13 protein-coding genes are annotated in these 18,591 nt (G+C 67.3%); 6 read left to right on the top strand and 7 right to left on the bottom strand.

Translation table 11 applies throughout. The features are described 5' to 3' along the window. Positions 1-250 precede the first annotated feature (250 nt). The 7 genes from ILP86_RS01560 to ILP86_RS01530 are packed head-to-tail and all read right to left on the bottom strand — an operon-like array spanning position 251 to position 12,085. The gene (locus tag ILP86_RS01560) at positions 251-481 is read right to left on the bottom strand and encodes a hypothetical protein (protein ID WP_061015049.1); all 231 of its coding nucleotides are present in this window, start codon (positions 479-481) and stop codon (positions 251-253) included. 48 nt (positions 482-529) lie between these two features. After that, on the bottom strand, positions 530-6,766 hold the full coding sequence (locus ILP86_RS01555) for an RHS repeat domain-containing protein (RefSeq protein WP_193761221.1): 6,237 nt from the start codon (positions 6,764-6,766) through the stop codon (positions 530-532). A gap of 16 nt (positions 6,767-6,782) precedes the next feature. After that, positions 6,783-9,641 carry a LamG-like jellyroll fold domain-containing protein gene (locus tag ILP86_RS19855; protein WP_193761220.1) on the bottom strand — a complete coding sequence of 953 codons (2,859 nt, stop codon included), beginning with the start codon at positions 9,639-9,641 and terminating at the stop codon, positions 6,783-6,785. A 51-nt stretch (positions 9,642-9,692) separates the two neighbouring features. Then, on the bottom strand, positions 9,693-10,250 hold the full coding sequence (locus tag ILP86_RS01545) for an RNA polymerase sigma factor (protein ID WP_179515749.1): 558 nt from the start codon (positions 10,248-10,250) through the stop codon (positions 9,693-9,695). Positions 10,251-10,285: 35 nt separating this feature from the next. After that, on the bottom strand, positions 10,286-10,957 hold the full coding sequence (locus ILP86_RS01540; protein WP_193761219.1) for a dihydrofolate reductase family protein: 672 nt from the start codon (positions 10,955-10,957) through the stop codon (positions 10,286-10,288). After that, entirely contained in the window at positions 10,954-11,646 is a 693-nt protein-coding gene (locus ILP86_RS01535; protein ID WP_193761218.1) for a helix-turn-helix domain-containing protein, read from the bottom strand. Before ILP86_RS01535 ends, ILP86_RS01540 begins: the two co-directional genes overlap by 4 nt. Position 11,647: 1 nt before the next feature. Continuing rightward, positions 11,648-12,085 carry a VOC family protein gene (locus ILP86_RS01530; RefSeq protein ID WP_171011015.1) on the bottom strand — a complete coding sequence of 146 codons (438 nt, stop codon included), beginning with the start codon at positions 12,083-12,085 and terminating at the stop codon, positions 11,648-11,650. Positions 12,086-12,234: 149 nt separating this feature from the next. Between ILP86_RS01530 and ILP86_RS01525 the strand changes: the two genes are divergently transcribed. The 6 genes from ILP86_RS01525 (at position 12,235) to ILP86_RS01500 (ending at position 18,566) form a co-directional block, all read left to right on the top strand. Continuing rightward, positions 12,235-13,500, top strand: a complete 1,266-nt coding sequence (locus tag ILP86_RS01525; RefSeq protein WP_193761217.1) for a sensor histidine kinase — start codon at positions 12,235-12,237, stop codon at positions 13,498-13,500. Continuing rightward, on the top strand, positions 13,497-14,186 hold the full coding sequence (locus ILP86_RS01520) for a response regulator transcription factor (RefSeq protein ID WP_061016741.1): 690 nt from the start codon (positions 13,497-13,499) through the stop codon (positions 14,184-14,186). The genes ILP86_RS01525 and ILP86_RS01520 overlap by 4 nt, the downstream gene beginning before the upstream one ends. A gap of 272 nt (positions 14,187-14,458) precedes the next feature. Continuing rightward, a complete protein-coding gene (locus ILP86_RS01515; protein ID WP_058631736.1) occupies positions 14,459-15,289 on the top strand; it encodes an SDR family oxidoreductase in 831 nt (276 codons plus the stop codon). A gap of 38 nt (positions 15,290-15,327) precedes the next feature. Then, entirely contained in the window at positions 15,328-16,500 is a 1,173-nt protein-coding gene (locus ILP86_RS01510) for a benzoate/H(+) symporter BenE family transporter (protein ID WP_193761216.1), read from the top strand. A gap of 96 nt (positions 16,501-16,596) precedes the next feature. Continuing rightward, complete coding sequence (locus ILP86_RS01505; protein ID WP_058631738.1) at positions 16,597-17,481, top strand: ABC transporter ATP-binding protein; 885 nt, start codon at positions 16,597-16,599, stop codon at positions 17,479-17,481. Beyond that, positions 17,478-18,566, top strand: a complete 1,089-nt coding sequence (locus ILP86_RS01500; RefSeq protein WP_058631739.1) for an ABC transporter permease — start codon at positions 17,478-17,480, stop codon at positions 18,564-18,566. The genes ILP86_RS01505 and ILP86_RS01500 overlap by 4 nt, the downstream gene beginning before the upstream one ends. The last annotated feature ends 25 nt before the right edge of the window (positions 18,567-18,591 follow it).

Below are 18,591 nucleotides of genomic sequence, written 5' to 3'. Positions count from 1 at the left end.
TCTCAGTTCTCTCACCTATGATTCAGCACGCGTCTTCTCACCTAGGAATCAGCACGCGCGGCCCACGGGGTGCCTTGCTTTCCCGTTGACGCCACGACGACCGAATGGCCTGAAGTCAGGCTCACACGAACAGTCAGATTAGGAAGACGCCACAAACGGCACCAAGCACCCGGAGCGGCCGCGCGTTGGCTCGCATGCCGAGCAGGGGCCTGGCACAGCGCTGCCTGAACGATATCGATCGCAGCCACCGCTACCGCAGAAGTGCGCCGACGAGAGTAAAAATGCCGAAGCCGATGAAGAGTATCCCCACGATGAGCATCCTCCGCGGTGTCCTCTCGGGCGACGTTAGATCATCCGCCAGCGGCTCTCCGTACATCCTCTCCATGCCGTGATGGAAGATCTGTGAAACAGGACCGCGAAAGAGCATCAGGGCAAGCCCGATCACGATCAGTATCGGCCCAATCACTGACTCAGCAGACACGTGCAGTTTCGTCTCGCTCAGATACAACCCCGTGGTTGCCCCTCTCGCTCAAGGCAGGGGGAAACTCAGTCCAGCTGAACACCCACCACCACCTCCGAACCTTATACCGCCCGAACTCGTGGTGTTCATACGAAACCCGTCAGGCTTATCCTGCTGAGTCGTGAAACCTAGACCAACGGAGGCAGTCGGGCCGATCCCACCAGTGGCTCCGCACTCACCCACGATGTAGGGCCCGATTTGCCCCGCAGACTCTTCCATAGTGGTCTGAACTCCGAAGCTGGCCTCTACCCGAAGGCCTGCTGAAACGTTAATCGCATGGCTCCCTCGGATCCCTCGTTGGTACCCGACGCAAAGGATCACACAAACAGTTCCGGCGACGCCCACCTCGGGTGTGGGCGGCTTCCAATCGGGATTGATGGCAATGTAAGGGCCACCTCGGGGAGCCCATGGCGACGGAGGAACGATGGCTCGCGTTCTCTTCTCGAGCATCGTCTTCGGCGAGGTCGCCAGTTTGGGCTTTTTGAACGTCCACTGCTGGCCGAACATCTCATTCAGTTTTGAACCAGGTTTGAATCCGGCGTCGTATTTCCAAGCGCTCGGGCTCGAAGAAGCCATCTCAAAGGCGAACTTCATCCCGCTCGGGTCCATGTACGTGGTGGGGTTGTTGCCCGAGTACGTGTAACCGGTGTTCTGCTGCGGCAGGTTCGTGTCGATCACAGGGTCCACGGACAGAAACTTCCCTAGCACGGGGTCGTAGGTGCGCGCACCGACCGTGGTCAGGCCCGTCGACGCGGTCACGGGCTTGTTCATGTACCCGGTCCCACTGCCCCACACTCCGGACGATCCGATCGGGGCACCGTACGGATCACGGAGCATGCGCGTGGTCGTACCCGTCGCGTTCGCCACCGTCTGCACGTCCACCGTCCCCTCCAGGTTCGAGAACAACCACGTCAGCGTTGTGCCGGCGGTTACGGTCTTCGCGGACTTCTCCGCGATCGGCTTGCCCTCGGCACCACTGTACGTCCGTACGCCCGCCATTACCGTCGATCCCGTCGCCTGCTTCAGCACGGTGTCACCTACGAACAGCGTTGAACCTTCCGTCGTGTTGGTGCGCAGCAGGATGCTGCCGTCGACGTTGTAGACCGTGTCCTGCGTCGTGGACCCGGCCACGACCTTCGACACCTTGCCCGCGTCGTTGAACGTGATCGTCTGGCCGGGGCGCCCGGTCATGTTGCCGGCCGCGTCGTACGAGTACGAACCCGGCCCCACTCCGGCCGGGCCTGTCACAGCGTTGACCGCGTGCGGACGGTCGCCGCCCGCTGCCGCGTAGGTGTAGGTCGCGGTCGTGGCCGTCCCCATCGAGGAACGCTTCACGAGCCCCGTGCGGTTTCCGGTGGCGTTGTCGTACGTGTACTCGTGCCAATACGGCTCGAGCCCACCCATCCCGCTCGCCGACGGCGTGGCCCCGCACTCCGTCGATGCGTTCGGAGTCCAGGCCCGCGTCAGCTGCCGCAACGAATCGTAGGAATAGCAGGCCTTCTGCGTCCCCTCCGTCGGCAGCACGGAGCTCATCGTCGCCGAGGTCACATTGCCGACCGCGTCGCGGGTATACGCCCGATCGGCCACATAGTGCCCCAGATCGCCGAACACCGCGTTGTCCTTGATCGACAGCACCGCCCCCGTCGCGGCGTCGTAGCCGTAGGTCGAGTATGCGGTGCTCGTGGAGCCGTTGACCCGGTTGAACTGCGACAGTTGCCCGATCGGAGAGTACACGGTGTTCGCGAGGATGATCGAGGTGCCACGGACTCCGCTCAGCTTGCCCCAGGAGTCGTAGCTGTAGCGGATCGTCTCCGCCGGAAGGCCGCCCATGGCGGGCATCTGCTTCGCCAGCAACGACGAGTCCGCGTTGTAGTAGAGCGTCGTCTTGTAGCTCGTGCCCGCGAACGCGGGTGCACCTGCCGGGATCGACAGCGTCGAATCGAGCGGATTGCCCGCCGCGTCGTACGAGCCGACCGTGGTCTTGTACGCAAGCCCCGGGGTGCCCGGAGTCGACCCCGTGTAGGCGGTCGACGTCGTGACGAGACCCTTCTTGACCGTGTCGTACGTCCACGATGAGAGCATCGACCCCGAAGATGTACCGGCGTACGAGGCCGTCTTGCGGTTGAGCTCGTCGTAGGTCGTCGTCACGGTCTTGCCACGGGCATCCGTCGTCGAGGTCATGTTCCCGGCGAGGTCGTATGTCGCAGTCGATACGCCCGAGTCGGCGTCGTCCTGGCCGATACGGTTGCCGAGCAGGTCGAACGTCCAGGTCCAATCGTTGCCAGCCGGATCGGTCATCTTCGTCATCCGATCGCCACCGTCGTAGGCGAACGTCGTCGCTTGTCCGGTGCCGGTGATGCCGGCCGCGAGGTACTGGATGAGCTTGGTCTTCTGCCCGAGGGAGTTCGTGAACGTGCTCGTCGAGGTGCCCCCGACCGGCGGAACCGTGTCGACCCGATCTGCACCGGGGTAGGCGTTGACCGTCTGCGAGTGCACGGACCCCGTGGTGTTGAGGGTCGACGTCAGCGCGCGCCCGACGGCGTCGTACGCCGTGATGACCTGCGAGGGGATGTTGTTCTCCGTCACCGGCGTGAAGAACGCTGTTCCCGGAGTGATGGATGCCGTCCAGTAGTCGTTGTCGACGAAGTGCACCCGACCCTGGTTGTCGTAGTTCGTGGTCTTCACGACCGTGCCGCCTCCGACGGCGAGGCTCTGCGTCTGGGTCTCTCGCCCGAGACCGTCGAAGAGCTGGTACTTCGACACGATGCCACCACCGGTCAGGGTGTCGGTCTTGATCGCGTTCGGAGCGGTCTGCGACAACGTGTACGAGAACGACATCGATGGCGCCGCAGGGTTCGCGGCCTGCGGCTGCAGCGGCAGCCAGACCTTCGTCGAACGCCCGAGACCGTCGATCGCGATCGTCGTGGTCGACCCGTTGGGGTCGACGATCTTCGTCTTCGCGCCGGTCGTCGGCTCGAGCGTCGTCACAGTCTGCCAGGAGAACGGCGCCGCGTTCGTCTCGGTCGTGGACAGCAGCGGTAGGGCCGTCGCCGGAGTGTAGGCCGTCGACGTCGAACGCCCCAGCGGATCCGTCTTCGTGAGCAGGCGTCCGAGGGAGTCATAGGTCGACGACTCCTTCGTGACCCAATGCGGCTGACCGTTGTCGTACTTGTCCACCACCTGCACGGACGTCGGCAGCCCCTTCGTTGCGGCCGCACCCCAGGCCAGGCCGTCGTAGCTGGTCTTCACGTCGCTGACCAGGTCGCGCGGGAACTGCGCGCCGGCCACGCCGTCGCACGCGACGTTGACCGTGCGCACCTCGCTCGGGAGACCGATGATCCAGGCGGAGGTGTTCGCGGCGGCGTATGTCGTCGTGACGCACTTGCCCGTGGCATCCGACGGGATCGTCGACACCGTCAATGGATAGCCGTAGGTTCCGTCGAACGTCGTACGGGTCTCGAGCGTGCGGTTACCACCGGTCGACAGTGGCTCGGTGACGACTGTCCTCTGCACGCCACCCATCCGCGCCTGCCGCGCGCCGTCGTTGGAGGTGACGTTCGAGGCCCACGGCGTGCTGACCTGCGTCGACACCAGAGCTCCGCCGACACCGTTGAACGTCTGCTGCTGATACGGCTGTCCGGCGAACCAGCGGTCGTCCGGGATGCTGGTGCCGGTGACGTTCACCGTCTTCGTGCCTCCGCCGGCAGCCGCCCTGTCTCCGTTCATGCCCTGGTAGTACGTGTACTTCGACACCTTCTGGGCCGCGGGTACGGCCGGGTCGCCCTCACGCACCTCCACGGTGTTCACCCCCGCGAACACGTTCCACGTGCGCGAGTTCGCCACTGTCAGGGGCGAATCGTTGTACCGCCACTTCGGCGTGCCGTAGAAGTACTGCGTCTGCTGCACTTGGCTCAGCGGGCCCCCCGTCACACCGTTGACGAGGATCGAGGAGACCGGGTACTTGTGGAACAGGTCCTGCCGTCCGCCGAGCGGGATGGTCGACTGCGGCACCCACCACTCCGGGAAGCACCAGTTCGTGTTGTTCGGCAGGTCGCCGAGGATTCCTGCAGCCTGAGCCGGCGTGCACTGCTGGCCCTGGTAATTCACGCTGATCACGCCGCCGAGACTCGTCTTGATCGAGCTCAACCGCCACTTGTCGAGCGGGGCCAGACCATCGACGACCCACACCCGGTTCTGCATCGTGACGCCGGAGAACACCGTCGCCGGCTCCACGATCGCCGCTTGCCCTGCCGCTGTGCCCGTCCGCTGAACCTGCGTGAGCCAGAGCGCGGCCGATGTCCCGTCGCCGGGATCAGGGTACGAGTGCCCGAGCGCCCAGGAGTCGACGGTCGAGTACTCGCCCGAGACCTTCGCCTGCGACTCCACCTTCACGAGGCTCGCGTTCGTGAAGAACGAGGGTGCGATCTGCGAAGCACTGCACGAGGTTCCGGTGCACAGCTGGTCGAACGGCACGTCGGGATACTTGGCCGGATTCGCCGGCATCACCGCGCTGTCGAGGGCCGCAGCCGTGCACGATGACCCGGTGGCGTCGTTGCATCGGCCCTTCCCGTCGTAGCTGAAGAGAACGCGGTACCCCGCGGCCTTCGATGCGAAGAGGTCCGTGGCCCGCAGCCCGTACTCGATGCGCGTGAGGGCACCGCCACGCTGGTACGCGGTCGCTCCCGAACCGCCCTTGGCATACTTGTTCGTCTCCGCCGTGTAGTACATCGTCTGCGCATTGCCGTGCACGTCGACGACGTAGTCCAGGTTCCACCGCCACGCCTGCGAGCAGGAAGACGCCGCGAACGTCGAGGCATGACACGGCTCCCCCGCATCGTTGCCGAACACCGGCACCGTCCAGGTCGAGTTCGTCGTCGCCTTGCCCGCGGACCACCCGGGGAGCTGATTGAGACCGAAGTAGTACTGGGTGCCGTCGGTCGTTGTCATCCGCCAGCACTCGTTGTTCACCGTTCCGTTCGCCGCACAGCCCTGCGCGGCACCGACAAGGCGCTCGAAGCGGGTGCCGTCATCGTTCTGCAGCTTCCAGACACCGCTGGCCGTGTCCTTGATGAGCGCGCCCGACCGCCCGGCCATCGATACCGTGGCGTTGTCGGTTCTCCAGCACAGGTCGCCGGATGTCGTGACCGCACCACTGGCACCGTCATCCTTCGCGCACGGGATATAGCTGCGCTCGATGAACCCGGCGGCGGTGAGGTCCCATCCCTCACCCACCACCGACGGCTGGTTGTTCGTCGATGCTGTGAGCCCATCCACCGACTGCGAGTTGTATGACAGGCCCACCGACGGCGTCGGCCCCGCACCGGGAGCGGGGACGGCCATGTCGTAGTTCCACGTGAACGCGCCGGTCTGCTCTGCGACGTCCCACGTCGACGACGACTTCAACGGTGTGGCCGCATACGAGCCCGTGCCGTTCGCGCTGCTCGCGCCCGACACCGCCGCGAGCATCATCGGCTCTTTCGAGACCTTCGGTGTGAGCACCAGCCCCTCGTCCGTCGCCGCGGTCGCCACGGGGACGGCCTTCTCCGACACGTCCTCCGGCTTCGTCGACGCGGGCACCTGCACCCACTCCAGGCGACTCGCGAAGTCGCCGCCATAGGCACCGGCGAGCAGCTGCTGAGGCATCCGCACCGCGACCGGCTCCCCTTCTTCCTCCGCGTCCTGCTGCGCCAGAGAGACGACGATGCCGTCGAGCCCCTTCTTGGCCGCCGCCTTCTCGTCGAGGATCTCCACGACCACGGACGGGCTCTGAGACGCCGCGTCGCCTTCCTCCCCCTCCGCGTTCTCGGCATCGTTCTCGGCATCGTTCTCTGCTGCGTTCTCCTTCTCGGCCGCCCCGATGCCGGACGCGGGTGCGATAGCAAGCCCCGTATCGCCGAGCGGCTTCCACTCCCCGGCCACAGTCGCCGGCGCAGCCCCCTCCGCGCCTTCCGCCGCGTCGGTCGTGACGCCCTCCAGATCCGACTGCTCGAGAACCACGTCGGTGCTCTCCAGCGACGGCATCTCCATGACCTCGGGGGTGGCCGAGTTCACCGACGAGAGCGGGTCGGCGCCCGCATCCGCCTCGCTGACCGTCGAACCCGGTACCGGATCGCCGAAGACCGGGGTCTCGACGGTCGGTGTCGGCGACTCGGCGAAGGCTGCTCCCGGAGCCGCGACCAGCACTCCACACGCGAGCACCGAGGTGGTGAGAACAGTAAGAATCGTGCGGGTGCTCCGACGCGCCATGGTCAGTCTCCGGTACTCAGTCGGTGAAGGGGAGTTCGAAGGCGGCCATTCGCGCCAGCTGCGCATGGTCGACGACACCGGGGACCATGACGGGGTTCGTGATGAGCCCGATGAACCGGAGGCTGTCGGGGCCCGGGGCGAACATCAAGCTTCCGTTCGCCGAGCGATCACCGCTGCCGTTGACGTGGCTGTTGACGGCGACCGGCGTGATGGAGTTGCCGATGTGGAGGCGGAGCTGCTGGTTCGCGGCATCCCAGATCCCGGTGACCATCTGCCAAGTGCTGGGCAGGACCGTTCCCCCGGTGACGCAGTTGTTGTCGCGGGCGGTGTTGCTCATGTTCACGTACTGCTCGCCGAGGCAGAAGGCGTACTTGCCGGTGCTGGTGATCTGCAACTGCATCGTCCCGATGCCCTGGCCCCGCTGGATGGCGATGATCTGGGACGTCGGCGCCACGTGTGCCGGCTTGACCCAGAGGCTGAAGGAGAAGCTCTTGGACGCGTCGACGGGAGCCGCCAGGGCGGTGATCTCGTATCCTGCGGTCGCCACGTTCGTGGAGAGCACGGGCGAGGCGACCGGGAAGTCGGGGAGGTCCGTCGTGGTCGTCGACGCAGTCGCGGGGATCATGAGGTCGATGGCGTTCGCACCGATCCATGGGTTGGAGTCCGGAATCGCCTCCGGAAGCGGCGATGACATCGTCGTGAGCTGCCAGGCGTGTCCCGCGTCGAGGTTCGCGGCGGTGGCCGGGGTCCCGGTGTTCCCGCCGGGATAGAGCGGATGCCCTGTGGGAGCAGACTGATTGCCCGCCTTGTCGTAGGCGGAGACCCACACCGTCGACAGCGAGTCGACAGGCGCGACGGTGACGGTCGTCGCCCCGCTGCCGGTCTTGCAGGCCCACCGGACGCTGTTGGTCACTGTGGTCGCGCAGTTCGGAAGGGCCGCAGCCACGGAGACCGTGCCGTCAGCCGGCACCGGAGGTGCAGGGGCGACCAGCTGCGTGGGGGTCACCCAGTAGACGTATCCCGCGACATCCGCTGCCCCGGTCACCGACAACGGGACTCCAGTCCCGACGGCATAGGAAGCACCCGTCGGGGCCTCCACCACCGGCACAGCCGGCTTCGTCGTATCCACCGTGAAGTAGCACCACTCGCTGTAGCCGGTGCCATGATGCGTCGTGTCCTGACCTCTCCCGCGCCACGCGTACGTCTCGCCATCGACCAGGCCGGTGAACGTCACTGTCTTCGTCCCTCCGGCGGCGAGGCCGGACCCCAGTGTCTGCACGAGGACACCGAGATCGCCGGCCTTGGCCAGGTAGAAGTTGGTACCGACGCTTCCTCCGTCGGGATCCGTCTGATTCACCGCGACCGCGACGTCCGTCTGACCGACCGCGGCCGGAGCCGCAGCGGTGCCACACGCACGCGAAGGGGAGGTGAACGACGGGGCGGTGGGCGTGTTCGGCAGGGTGTTGTAAGAGACGATGAGCGTTGCCGCGCGGCTGTAGTGACGACGCGACGGCAGGTTCGCATTCGTGTAAGTGAAGGCGAACTGAATGGCAGACGCCCCCACTTTGGCCTGCACGCCCGATGTCACGTTCCAGCCCACCGCCATCGGCGCCGAGCCCAGGCCGGGGCCGTACCACGGAGCCTGCAGCGGGGCACTCCACCCACCCGTTCCTGCCGCGTTCCACGCCTGTTCCTGCGCCCAGGTGAACCCGGTCGGCTTGATCCCATAGGTGTGGACCTGGATCGCACCCGCCCCGCTGGACGCGACCGCGAGCTGAGTGGTGTTCAGTCGGGCGCTCGTCACGACCTTGCCCGCCAGAGCGCCGATGGGGAACTGGAAGAACATGTCCGAGCGATACTGCTGGTAGATGCCGACGCGCAGCACATCGGAAGCCCCCGCCGACAGGTACGACTGGTTCGGATAGGCCGCGTCCGTGTACCAGGAGGCTGTGATCCCCGACGACCAGTCAGGGTCGACGAAGATCGGATACACGACATCCCCGTCGCGCTTCTCGTGCTTCGTCACCGAATCGCCCACGTCGAGCAGCACTCGGTCCGCCCCCACGTCGTGCGTCACGGGCAACGGCGGTGCTTCGCCGCCCGGCTCGCGATAGGTGCCCCCCTCGGAGGAGTCCCACCACAGCGGCTGACCGGCGACGATGCTCGACTCATCCCCTGTCTCCGCGGTGACGGTGCCCGTCGAGTCCGCGCTCAGCTCTGCGTTCTCGACGACGACGTGAAGACCGTCGAGCTTCGCGGACTGCGCTGCCTCCTCGGTCTTGACGACGTAGATCGACGCCTGCCCGGTCTTCGTCGCGACCATCTTCAGGTCGACACCGGGCAGCACCTCAGAATAGGTCGCGGTGTCCCCTTCGACCGCCGGGGTCGGCAGGATCCCGTAGGGCCAGATCTCGGTGATCCACTCGCCCGATTCAGCCTGCACCTGAGCGAGCCGGTCGGTGCCGCCTGACGAGAAGCGCACGGGAGCCGCGGAGGCGATCGGCTCGAACCACTCGCCGGTCGATGCGAGTGTCGTGTCGACGGGTACCCAGTCACCGCCCCGCTCGACCCGCACCGGCACGCTCGATGCCTCGTACCGCATCGTCCCATCCGGCATCGCCAGCGTCTGCTCTGTGGGGGTGATCATCCCCACGACCGGTACCGGTTCCCCGGTAGCGCGAGCCGCAGATGCCGCAGACGAGACCGCACGCTCCCGGATATCGCGGAACGACTGCACCGACAGCTCTCTTGCTGCACCTGCCGTCGGCGCGGCCGATGCCGACAACGCTCCCCCGCTCAGGACGATGGCGAGGACGCAGACAGACCCGAGGCCGGAACGCGCGAGCCTGCGCGAACCCGAAGGAAGGAGATTCACAGACGAAAGCTATGGTTCAGCTGGGAGCGTGCGCAATATCCATCTCTTCGATCAATCCCTTTGTAAGGTATTCGCCGCTCGGGCAATGGAGGCTTCGGGGAGGCGGTCGAGTCCGAGCTCCCGTTCCAGCTTCACCCGCGCCCTGCTCAATGTCGTGAAGACCACCGACTGCGAGCAACGCAGCAGCTCGGCGATCTCCCCCGCGGCCAATCGGTCCCAGTAGAAGAGGACGACCATCCTCTTCTCCCGTGGGGTCAAGGCGGTCTCGATCGCATGACGCACCGCGATGGCATCGAGGACGTCGGACTGGCGTCGGCCCCCGACGCCGTGACGCAGGGCATCCATCGCCCTGACCTCGGATCGTCTCCTGCGCTCACGATCTTTGAGCTTGTTGTCCGCGGCGCGCAGCAGCCAGATCAAGCCGAGTGGCTTGCGCTCATCCAGCTTCGACCACGCGAGCGTGAACACGTCGGAGACGAGATCCGATACCTCATCCGGGTCGTCGACCACGCACTCGATGTGGTGTCGAACACGAGCCCAATTCTGTTCGAAGACCCGTTGGAAGGCTGCGACGCGCTCCGCCTGCCGCGACTGCTTTCCAACCCCCACGTTCGGATCGTATTGCACCAGGGGCGCGCTTCATGTCAATCGAACGTGCCGACCTCCGGCACCCGATCGGTCCGTGCGTAGCGCAGCAGTGTCACCCCGGCGTCGTCGGTGATCGGCGGCTCGAGCAGACGCAGCACGCTCGGCAACGCGTTGTCGTCGAACACCTTCTTGCCCGCTCCGAGCAGCAGTGGGTAGACCCAGAGGTTCAGCTCGTCGAAGAGCCCGTCGGCGAGCAGCGTGTGCACGAAATCGATGCTGCCGATCACATGCACCTCGCGATGGGCCGTCCGCATCGCCGCGATCTCCGCGGCGAGGTCGACACCGACGCGCGTGCTGCCCTCCCAGTCGAGCGCGAGATCCGCATCCCGGGTCGCGACGTACTTCGGCACGCGGTTGAAGAGCGTGCCGATGTCGCCGGATTCGCCCTCGGTGTGATGCGGCCAGTACGAGGCGAAGATGTCGTACGTGTGCCGCCCGAGCAGCAGCGCATCGAGACCGCGCATGCCCTTCTCGATCTCGGGTCCGACGCCGGAGGAGGGGTATCCGGCCTGCCACCCGCTGAACCGGAATCCGCCCGACGTGTCCTCATCGGTGCCGCCGGGACCCTGGGCGACTCCGTCGAGAGAGGTGAAGAGGTCGATCAGGATGCGACCGGGTGTCTGTTGTTCATCGGGCGCCTGTTGTTCATCGGCATATTGGTTGTTCATGTCGTGCTCCCCACTGTCAGTCGTGCGATGTGGAAGGTGTCGGCGAACGAGTCCAACAGCGATGCATCGCCACGGACGACCGCGACGACGTCCTGCGCCAACGCCTCGGCCGGGGTGATGTCGCCGCCGATGAGGCGGCGGATGCCGGGACCGGCGACGATCACCGCATCCGGTTCTCCTTCGGGGGTGCGCCCGCCGACGGGAGGCGCCGGAGGAGCGAGCTGCGCGACGCGGAGCTCGCCGTCGCGCACCGATGCACGGAGGGCGACATCGCCGACGTGCAGTTCGTACTCCGCGTCCAGCGCGCTCTCGGTGACGAACGCCGTGCGCAGCGCCATCGTGAGGGAATCGGCCGTGACGACGTCGCCCTCGTCCGGGTCTCCCATCGCCTGGAAGCCCCAGCGTCCGAGGGCGAGCATGATCGGCTCGAAGGAGCGCCCGTAGGGGGTGAGCTCGTACACGAGTCCGCAGTTCAACAGCGGCACACGTCGCACGACCCCACCCTCCTGCAGCTCTTTCAGTCGCGTGGACAGGATGTTGGTGGGGATGCGCGGCAGGCCCTGCTTGAGGTCGGTGTACCGACGCGGTCCGACGAGCAGATCACGGACGATGAGCAGCGCCCACCGCTCCCCGATCAGCTCGACGGCCGTCGTCACACCGCAGTACTGGCCGTAGCTGCGCGCCGCCATGTCAGGCCGACGTGGCGGTGTCGGCCACGTGATCCGGGCCGTTCTCGATGGCTTCGGGCGTCATGTAGAGGAAGCCGAGCGAGTTGCCGTCGGGGTCGTCGAGGTCACGCGAGTACATGAAGCCGTAGTCCTGTACGGGCTTCGGCTCGGCGCCACCGGCCGCCAGACCCTTCGCGAGGATCGCATCGACCTCCTCGCGGGAGTCCTGGCTGAACGCCACCGAGACCTGGACGACTTCGTTCGGGTCGGCGATGGGCTTGTCGGTGAAGGTCGAGAAGAACTCGCGCTTGAGGATCATGAAGTAGATGTCCTCGCTCCACACGACGCACGCCGCATTCTCGTCGGTGAACTGGGGGCTGATCTCGCAGCCGAGCGCGGTGTAGAAGGCCTTCGCGCGCTCGAGGTCGGTGGTGGGCAGGTTGACGAACACCTTGGTCATGATGGCTCCTCCGGAGGTGTGAGCTCATCGGTCGGTGAGCTCGTTGAGGACAAGCTTGTTAAAAGCAATCACGCTTGTCAATAGCAAGTTCGGAACGATCCCCCACACGAGGGATGCGGCGCCGCCACGGCCCGCCCTACGGTGGAGGGATGTCCGCCGCCCCGTTCATCCGCACGCCGACCGAGCGCGAACGGCGCAGCGATCTCGTGCTCGCCACCGTGCTGTTCGTCGGTGCCGTGCTGAGCGCAGCGCTCTCCTCGATCGCGGAGATGTACGGCGACGAACAGGCGCCGCTGTGGACCGCCCTCGTGTACGCGGTGGTCGTCACCGCTCCCCTGGCCGTGCGCCGGCGCTGGCCAGGCACCGTCGCCGTCATCGTGGTGGCCGCCTACTTCACCGCCGTGACGATCCGCATCCCCGAGATCTACGTCGGCAACATCGCCATGTTCATCGCGATCTACACGGTCGGCGCCTGGATGAACAACCGCCGGCGTGCGCTCATCGTGCGCGTCGGGATCATCGTCAGCATGTTCGTGTGGCTGCTGATCACCATGTACCGCGACGCGATCCGCGAGGCGGACAAGGCGGATGTGATCGCCGGAGCCATGTCGCCCTACGTGGCCTTCATGCTCATCCAACTGCTGCTGAACGTGCTCTACTTCGGCGGCGCCTACTACTTCGGTGAGCGCTCGTGGGCAGCGGCGGCACAGCTGGCCGTGCTCGAGCAGCGGACGGCCGAGCTCGAGCGCGAACGCGAGGTCACCTCGGCCCAGGCCGTCGCGCTCGACCGGGTGCGCATCGCCAGAGAGCTGCACGATGTCGTCGCCCATCACGTGTCCGTCATGGGCGTGCAGGCCGGGGCCGCGCGCCTGGTGCTGGAGCGGGATCCGGTGGAGGCCTCTCGCATCCTCACGGGCATCGAGGGGTCGGCGCGCGACGCCATCCACGAGCTGCGCCAACTGCTGGAGACTCTGCGGACCCCGGGAGGAGAGCCGACCGACGGCGCCTCGACCCTGGCTCTCGACGACATCGCAGAACTCGCCGAGGCCTCGACCGAGGCGGGACTGCCGACCGCGTACACGGTGATCGGCGAGCCCGCGCCCGTTCCCTCGGTCGTCGCCGTGAATCTGTACCGCATCGCGCAGGAATCGCTGACGAACGCCCGCCGTCACGCCGGACCCGACGCGACCGCCGACGTCCGCGTGCGCTACGACGACGACGGCGTCGAGGTCGAGATCGTGAACACGGGACGACCGGTGGCGCAGCTGCGGCCAGGACTCGGCCAACTGGGCATGCGCGAGCGCGCCACGGCCTCTGGTGGCACGCTCGAGGTGACCCCCCGGCCGTTCGGGGGCCTGCGCGTGCGCGCCCGCGTACCCTTCGCCGCGGCGACCGGGACGGGTGCGAGCCGATGAACGATCCGATCCGCGTGCTGCTCGTCGACGACCACGCCCTGCTGCGCGCCGGCTTCCGCACGATTCTCGACACGCAGCCCGACATCGCGGTGGTCGGCGAGGCGTCGACCGGTGCGGAGGCGGTGGCGCAGGCATCCGCCCTCCGTCCCGACGTCATCATGATGGACGTGCAGATGCCCGACATGGACGGGATCGAAGCGACCGGACGCATCGTCGCCGACCCCGCGGTCCACGCGGCCATCGCAATCGTCACGACCTTCGACCGCGACGACTACCTGTACCGGGCACTGGAGGCCGGAGCCGGCGGCTTCCTGCTCAAGAACGCCGGTCCCGAAGATCTGATCGCGGCCGTCCGGGCGCTCGCCGCCGGCGACGGGATGCTCGCCCCCGAGGTGACGCGCCGTGTGCTGGCACGCTTCGCCGCGACGCCCCCGCCGGTGTCCGCCCCCAGCTCCGTTCCTCCCTCGGGCGGCGCCATCCCGGTCGTGCTCGCCGAGCCTCTCACCGAGCGCGAGGCCGAGGTGCTGACGCTGCTCGCCGACGCTCGGAGCAACGCCGAGATCGCGCAGGCGCTCTTCATCGGAGAAGCCACCGTCAAGACGCACGTCTCACGCATCCTGCAGAAGCTGGGCGCCCGCGATCGCGTGCAGGCGGTCGTGCTCGCCCATCGCATGGGGCTCGCCTAGCCACGGCCGTCGCACCGTCTCGGTCCCCCACGACACCGCCGTCGAAGCAATCCGCCCGTTCTCCGTTATGAACGCGCGGATTCCCCATCTCTTCCGACGTTGGAGACCACCGACGCCCGAGGGATGAGAATGAACGCGCCAGCACTGCCGGAGATGAGATCCACTGTCGAGCATCCGCACGGGAAGGCCCCGGCGTCGTCACACCAGGCCCTCTTCCGCGTCGGCGGTCAGGACTGTTCCCGGGTGCTGACGCCCCGCGTGCGGCGACTCGCATGAGCGCTTCGGAGCCGAGACCCGGCACCATCTTCATCACCGGCACGTCGACCGGACTCGGCCGCGCGGCCGTCACGCTGTTCTCAGGACGGGGTTGGCGGGTGATCGCGACGATGAGAGACCCCGAGAAGGAGCAGGAACTCGGCGCCCTGCCCGGGGTGATCCTCAAACGGCTCGACGTCGACGATGCCGAAGCTATCGTGCGCGTGGTCGCGGAGACCCTCGCCGAACATCCGGTCGATGTGCTCTTCAACAACGCGGGATACGGCCTCGCCGGACCGTTCGAGGCGAGCAGCGACGAGCAGATCGTGAAGAACCTCACGACGAACCTGCTCGGCCCGATGCGCGTCACCAAGGAGTTCATTCCGGCATTCCGAGAGCAGGGCTCGGGAGTGATCCTCACCACGACCTCGATCGGCGGTCTCGTCACGATGCCGTTCAACTCGGTCTATCACGCGGCGAAGTTCGGCGTGGAGGGCTGGAGCGAGAGCCTGTCCTACGAGCTCAAGCCGTTCGGCATCCGCGTCAAGACACTCGCCCCCGGAGGGATCCGCACCGACTTCGGTGGTCGGAGCCTCGATCAGTCGAGCCACGCCGTGTACGCTGATGCGCTCGTCGCCGCGACTCGGCGATTCCGCGACCCGGCTCGCGACGCCACGCGCTCCTCTGCCGAAGAGATCGCCGAGATCGCCTACGGCGCGGTCACGGATGGCACCGATCAGATCACGTACGTCGCCGGGGTCGACGCCCACGAGTACCACCGACTGCGAGAACACCTGGGACAGACGGGTTTCGTCGCGGAGTCGACGCGGCTGTTCTTCGGCGACTGACCGGGCGACGGTGCACCACCCGCGGTAGCCTCGAAGCCATGCCCGACGCCGCACCCCTGTCCCGCCCGATCCTGGCGGGAGTGGTGACGGCACTCGTCGGGTTCACGAGTTCGTTCGCGGTGGTGCTGACCGGACTCGACGCCGTCGGGGCGGACGCGGCGCAGGCGGCCAGCGGGCTGCTCGCGGTCAGCCTCATGATGGGTCTCGCATGCGTCGTGCTCGCATGGCGGTATCGGATGCCGATCACCGTCGCCTGGTCCACGCCGGGGGCCGCCCTCCTCGTGGCCACGGGCACGGTCGAAGGCGGCTGGCCTGCCGCGGTCGGTGCGTTCCTGGTCACCGCCGCGCTCATCCTGCTCACGGCGCTGTGGCCCGCACTCGGCGCCCTGATCGCCCGCATCCCTCCGTCCATCGCGCAGGCGATGCTGGCCGGAGTGCTGCTGCCCCTGTGCCTCGCCCCGATCACCGGTCTGGTGGCGAATCCCTGGGGTGTGGTGCCCGTCGTCCTCACCTGGCTGGTGTTCGCGCGGCTCGCCCCGCGCTGGGCCGTGCCGCTCGCGTTCGCCGCTGCGGCCGTGGTGGTCGCGGTGTCCCTGATCGGCGATGGCGCTTCGTTCGATCCGCGTCTGCTGCTGCCGCGCCTCGAATTCACCGCTCCCACGTTCACGGTGGGCGCCCTCGTGGGCCTCGCGCTGCCGTTGTTCATCGTGACGATGGCGTCTCAGAACGTCCCTGGCGTCGCGATCATGCGCAGCTTCGGATACGAGGTGCCGTGGCGCCCGGCCATGCTCGTCACCGGGGTCGGCACGGCGCTCGGTGCGACGGCGGGCGGGCACGCCATCAACCTCGCCGCGATCAGCGCCGCGCTCGCCGCCTCGCGGGACGCCGACCCCGACCCGAAACGGCGGTGGGTCGCCGGGGTCTCGACCGGAGTGTCCTACCTCGTGCTCGCCGTGTTCTCGGCGGCCTTCGCCGCGCTCGTGGTGCTGGCACCTGCCGCCGTCATCCCGGCGGTCGCGGGCCTCGCGCTGTTCGCCGCGTTCGGATCGTCCGTGCAGCAGGCCATCGACGACCCGGGTGAGCGCATCCCCGCCGTGGTGACGTTCCTCGTGGCCGCGTCAGGGATCGCCGTGCTCGGGGTCAGCGCCGCGTTCTGGGCCCTCGTCGCCGGCCTCCTCGTGCGCACGGTGCTGCACACCGCGCGCAACTGACCTCCTCCTCCCCCGCTCGGGTGATCCTGCGGAGTCCGCCATGCGGGGGATGTCCGAGACACGTGTGCTCCGTAGCGTGAGGGTATGACCACAGGAATGCTCGAACTCTCCGGCATCACCAAGAGCTACGGCTCTCGGCGCGTGCTCGATGACGTGTCCTTCACGGTCGCCCCCGGGCGGCTCACGGGCTTCGTCGGCGGCAACGGCGCCGGCAAGACCACCACCATGCGGATCGTGCTGGGGCTGCTGTCGTCGGACGGCGGACGCGTCGATCTGGACGGTGCTCCGTTGACGACCGCCGACCGGCGCCGCTTCGGCTACATGCCCGAGGAGCGCGGCCTCTACCCGAAGATGAAGGTGCTCGAGCAGATCGTCTACCTCGCACGCCTGCACGGCTTCGGCAAGCAGGAGGCGATGGAGCGGGCGACCTCGCTGCTCACGGAACTCGGGCTCGGTGAGCGGCTGAACGACACCATCGAATCTCTGTCGCTCGGCAACCAGCAGCGCGCGCAGATCGCCGCCTCGCTCGTGCACGACCCCGAGGTGCTCATCCTCGACGAGCCGTTCTCCGGCCTGGATCCCCTCGCCGTCGACGTGGTCGCGGGTGTCCTGCAGTCCAGCGCGGCCAAGGGGGCGTCGATCCTGTTCTCCTCCCACCAGCTCGACGTGGTGGAACGGCTGTGCGACGACCTGGTCATCCTCGCCGGTGGCACGATCCGCGCGGCGGGCTCACGCGACGCACTCCGCGCCGAGCACGCGCGCGACCGGTATGAGCTGGTCTCGGCCGGAGACGCCGGGTGGCTGCGCACCGAGCCCGGTGTCACGGTGGTCGACTTCGAGGGCGGCTACGCCCTGTTCGACGCGGACGGCCCGGAGACGGCCCAGCGCGTGCTGCAGTCCGCCGTACAGCGTGGCGATGTCGCCAGCTTCGCCCCCAAGCATCCGTCCCTCGCCCAGATCTTCAAGGAGGTCATCCAGTGAGCACCCCCTCCCCCGTTCGCAGCTCGAACGGCATCTGGCTCGTCGCCGAGCGCGAGATCGGATCGAAGCTGCGCAGCAAGGCCTTCCTGATCTCCACCGGCATCCTGCTGGTCCTCGCCCTCGCCGGCATCCTGTTCGGCGGGTTCGCGAGCAAGAACACCGAGACCACGCCGATCGCCGTGACCGCGGAGACCGCCTCCGCCGTCTCGGCCATCCCGAACGTCGAGGTCACCACGGTCGCCGACCGGGCCGCAGCCGAACAGCTCGTGCGCGATGACAAGGTCGATGCCGCGGTGATCGAAGGCGACGGACCGTCGGGATACACGATCATCGCGATGCAGGATCCCCCGGGCGAGATCGTCTCGGCCCTGTCGATCGCTCCCGAAATCGTCAGCCTCGAGCCGGCGACCACCAACCCGCTGCTGCGCTACTTCATCGCGATCGCGTTCGGGCTCGTCTTCATGATGGCTGCGGCGACGTTCGGCGGCACGATCGCACAGAGCGTCGTGGAGGAGAAGCAGACCCGCGTGGTCGAGGTGCTGCTCTCGGCGATCCCGGCCCGCACGCTCCTCGCCGGCAAGGTGATCGGCAACACCGTGCTCGCGATGGGGCAGATCCTCGCCCTGGCGGCGGTCGCCACCATCGGTCTGATCGTCACCGGTCAACGGGAGGTGCTCACGACGCTGGGGGCGCCCATCATCTGGTTCGCGATCTTCTTCCTGTTCGGCTTCATCCTGCTGGCGGCGATGTTCGCGGCCGCGGCGTCGATGGTTTCTCGCCAGGAGGACATCGGGTCCACCACGACACCGATCACGATGCTCATCATGGCGCCGTACATCCTGGTCATCGTCTTCAACGACAACCCGCTGGTGCTGACGATCATGTCGTACGTGCCGTTCTCCGCCCCGGTCGGCATGCCGATGCGCCTGTTCGTGGGAGAGGCGCAGTGGTGGGAGCCGCTGCTGAGCCTCGTGATCCTGCTCGCCAGCTGCGTGGCCGCGATCGTCATCGGCGCGAAGATCTACGAGAACTCGCTCCTGCGCATGGGCTCCCGCGTCAAGCTCCGCGAGGCGCTGCGCGGTTAGCCCCCTCCCCTGACGCCGAGACCCA

The sequence above is a fragment of the Microbacterium sp. R1 genome, assembly GCF_015159725.1.
GTDB classification, from domain to species: Bacteria; Actinomycetota; Actinomycetes; order Actinomycetales; family Microbacteriaceae; genus Microbacterium; species Microbacterium oxydans.
The sequence above is the reverse complement of the archived record's forward strand: the minus strand, read 5'-3'. Positions and strand labels throughout refer to the sequence as shown.

What these genes read in the sequence shown, in the direction of transcription:
- ILP86_RS01510 (WP_193761216.1), top strand. Translation starts at nt 15,328, where the DNA reads ATGCCCGACGCCGCACCCCTGTCCCGCCCGATCCTGGCGGGAGTGGTG.
- ILP86_RS01530 (WP_171011015.1), bottom strand. Translation starts at nt 12,085, where the DNA reads ATGACCAAGGTGTTCGTCAACCTGCCCACCACCGACCTCGAGCGCGCG.
- ILP86_RS01515 (WP_058631736.1), top strand. Translation starts at nt 14,459, where the DNA reads ATGAGCGCTTCGGAGCCGAGACCCGGCACCATCTTCATCACCGGCACG.
- ILP86_RS01525 (WP_193761217.1), top strand. Translation starts at nt 12,235, where the DNA reads ATGTCCGCCGCCCCGTTCATCCGCACGCCGACCGAGCGCGAACGGCGC.
- ILP86_RS01520 (WP_061016741.1), top strand. Translation starts at nt 13,497, where the DNA reads ATGAACGATCCGATCCGCGTGCTGCTCGTCGACGACCACGCCCTGCTG.
- ILP86_RS01540 (WP_193761219.1), bottom strand. Translation starts at nt 10,957, where the DNA reads ATGAACAACCAATATGCCGATGAACAACAGGCGCCCGATGAACAACAG.
- ILP86_RS01505 (WP_058631738.1), top strand. Translation starts at nt 16,597, where the DNA reads ATGCTCGAACTCTCCGGCATCACCAAGAGCTACGGCTCTCGGCGCGTG.
- ILP86_RS01535 (WP_193761218.1), bottom strand. Translation starts at nt 11,646, where the DNA reads ATGGCGGCGCGCAGCTACGGCCAGTACTGCGGTGTGACGACGGCCGTC.
- ILP86_RS01555 (WP_193761221.1), bottom strand. Translation starts at nt 6,766, where the DNA reads ATGGCGCGTCGGAGCACCCGCACGATTCTTACTGTTCTCACCACCTCG.